The sequence below is a fragment of the Catalinimonas locisalis genome (assembly GCF_038039535.1).
In the GTDB taxonomy this organism is placed as follows: domain Bacteria; phylum Bacteroidota; class Bacteroidia; order Cytophagales; family Cyclobacteriaceae; genus Catalinimonas.
The window spans coordinates 1-2,488 of sequence record NZ_JBBPHP010000092.1 but is presented as its reverse complement, the minus strand read 5'-3'; the positions used below and the strand labels follow the sequence as shown (position 1 = coordinate 2,488).

Genomic DNA, 2,488 nt, shown 5'->3' with positions numbered 1-2,488 from the left:
GGCCATCAATCATAAAAACATCAGGGATCTATACCCTCAGAACTTCAAAAACAATATGTAGACCGCCGGACGGATACAGAAGTATGGACCAATCTATCTAATATGGCATCGGCAATGGTGGCTTCTCCGATAACATCATACCAACTTGCTACAGGTAACTGACTGGCAATAATGGTGGATCTGGCGCCATGTCTGTCTTCAATGATCTCCATCAGATCCATTTGCTGTTGCTTTTCCAAATGGGTCAACCCAAAGTCATCTAGAATGATCAGGTCAGTCTTGGCCAGTTTCTCAAAGAACTTATAGATGGTACCTTCCAGACGAGCCATCTTGGTTTTGAGTAGTAGTTTCTGGGTGTTAAAATAAGCGACTTTGAAGCCCAGCAAACAGGCATGGTGTCCCAGAGCAGAGGAGAGGAAGCTTTTCCCGCTTCCAGTGGCACCGGTCACAAGGACTGACTCTCCTTTCTGGATGTATTCACCCGTGGCAAGACGGGTGATCAGGTTTTTGTCTATGCCTCTTTTCTGGTCAAAGCGTAGTTCTTCAATGGATGCTTTGTAGCGGAAGCCAGCATTGTATTCTAATCTTTTGAACTTCCGTTGATCTCTTTCCTGCTCTTCTGCCTGGAGGAGCAGTTCCAGGCCATCCAGTAAGGATAGTGCATGGAGTTTCCAGGTCTCCTGCAAGGCTGTCCAGGTTTTGATCATTCCATGCAGCCTGAGTTTTGTCATTTGGTTTTCTAATTGATTCATTGGCTTTTATAGTTTAGTTCTAATTGTTGGTAATGTTCTTTTCCCCTGAGGTTGTTATGCCTGGGCAGAGGTTTTTCTGAGATAGTATCTTGAGCCTCGGTCATCTTATTTTCCAGCACGTTCATCACGAAGCGATAAGTGTAGTTCTGGCTCTCCAGTGCCATCTGGCAGGCTTTCTCAAAACGTTCGGGTTCGGTCTTCCTTTCCAGACTAAAAAGACCATCACAGCTTCTGTAAAGCTGCTCGGGGTAGCGGTCCTGCTCAAAGATGCGTGACACCAGTTCATGGAGTGCAGCAGACTTCTTTGCTGCCTGCTTGCGGTAGTATTCCGGACTTCTGTCTCTGTAGTGCTGGTGCTGCGAACAAAGATGATCTTTGGTGGTAGAGTAGCCTCCCTGATAGAAGCTCCTAATATGTACAGCTACCTGCTCTCCTTTGTAGAAGATGTAAACCATGCTGCGGGTATAGATGACTTTAACTTTATGGCCGATAAGCTTGTAGGGAACGCTGTAATAGTGTTTATCTATAGAAAGGAGGACATGATTGTTCTGGGCCACTCTCAATTCCCGGTAGTATTTGATCTGGTATCTTTCCTCAGGTAAAGGAAGTAGAAGGTTCTTTTCTTCAGATAAGAAGCGTTCTTCCCGACAGTAGGGCTTTTTTTGCATACGGGTCTGGTTGTGATCTCTGACTTTCTCTTTAATGGCTGCATTGAGGGAATGCAGATCGAAGAAGACCATGTGGCGCAGTTTGGCGTATACCCGGCTGTAGATCAGCTTCACTTGATTCTCTACCAGTGCTTTATCTTTGGGTTTACGAACCCTGGCAGGTACTACCGTGGTGCCGTAATGATTAGCAAAATCTTCTAATGCCCGGTTGATCTCAGGCTCATAGCGGTTGGTTTTAATTACCGCAGCTTTGAGATTATCCGGTACTAACGCTTGAGGCACACCACCTAACTCCTGCAAACAGCAGGAAAGAGCATGGAGAAAATCTTCCGTGGACTGGCTCCAGACTGCCATTACAAAGCTATAGTCAGAGAAGGGTAAACAGGCCGTAAATACCTGGCACTTGATCTCCTCTCCGGTGGACTTGTCTATATAGCTCAGAGGCTTACCGGCAAAGTCAATGTAGAGCTTCTCTCCAGGCTGATGGTGTAGTACAGCAGATGGTCTGCGGGCTACCTTTTGCTGATGAAGGTGATAACAGAACTGTGAGTAACTATAGCCATCTGGGTTAGACAGCCTGTATTCATCCCAAAGCAGTTTCTTGTTGACACCTCGTTCTTCAAGTTCACTAAAGTAGTAGTCTAACCTGGCTTTAAGATCTTCATACCGGTCGTCCTTATAGGCAGGGTTTCCCGGATGGAATTTTGCCTCCAGTACCGGATGCTCCATTCTGAATAGCTCTTCTATCGTGTAGCCTTGGCCATCTTTGATGGTAGTCAGGCTTTTGAGCTTCTCCAGGTATGTTTTAACTGTGTTTTTGCTTATGCCTAGAGTGCGGGCAATGGTCTTGCGTCCTTTGCCTTGCTGATGTAGAAGTATGAGTTGTTTGATCGTGCTCATAGGTTTTGGTTTACCTGCCATAGGGTTCTTCTTTGCGATGGTTGATGATCGCCAATGAACCAAAACCTTACGTTCTGAGGGGTCAATATGCGGCTCTTCCTAAATTTTGGTGAAGCTATTATTTTCCCCTTAAGCAGCCCCTCTGCCAAGTTTATACATTACTCTTTT

At 45.7% G+C, this 2,488-nt stretch carries 2 protein-coding genes; both read right to left on the bottom strand.

Annotated elements, in window-relative coordinates:
• Window positions 1–44: 44 nt before the first annotated feature.
• The gene (gene istB, locus WJR50_RS33915; RefSeq protein ID WP_341297762.1) at window positions 45–752 is read right to left on the bottom strand and encodes an IS21-like element helper ATPase IstB; all 708 of its coding nucleotides are present in this window, start codon (window positions 750–752) and stop codon (window positions 45–47) included.
• Window positions 749–2,320, bottom strand: coding sequence for an IS21 family transposase (gene istA / locus WJR50_RS33910; protein ID WP_341297761.1), 1,572 nt, complete (start codon window positions 2,318–2,320; stop codon window positions 749–751). Before istA ends, istB begins: the two co-directional genes overlap by 4 nt.
• Between the last annotated feature and the right edge of the window lie 168 nt (window positions 2,321–2,488).

Excerpts from the sequence above, each read along its gene's own strand:
- istB (WP_341297762.1), bottom strand. The coding sequence starts at position 752 with ATGAATCAATTAGAAAACCAAATGACAAAACTCAGGCTGCATGGAATG.
- istA (WP_341297761.1), bottom strand. The coding sequence starts at position 2,320 with ATGAGCACGATCAAACAACTCATACTTCTACATCAGCAAGGCAAAGGA.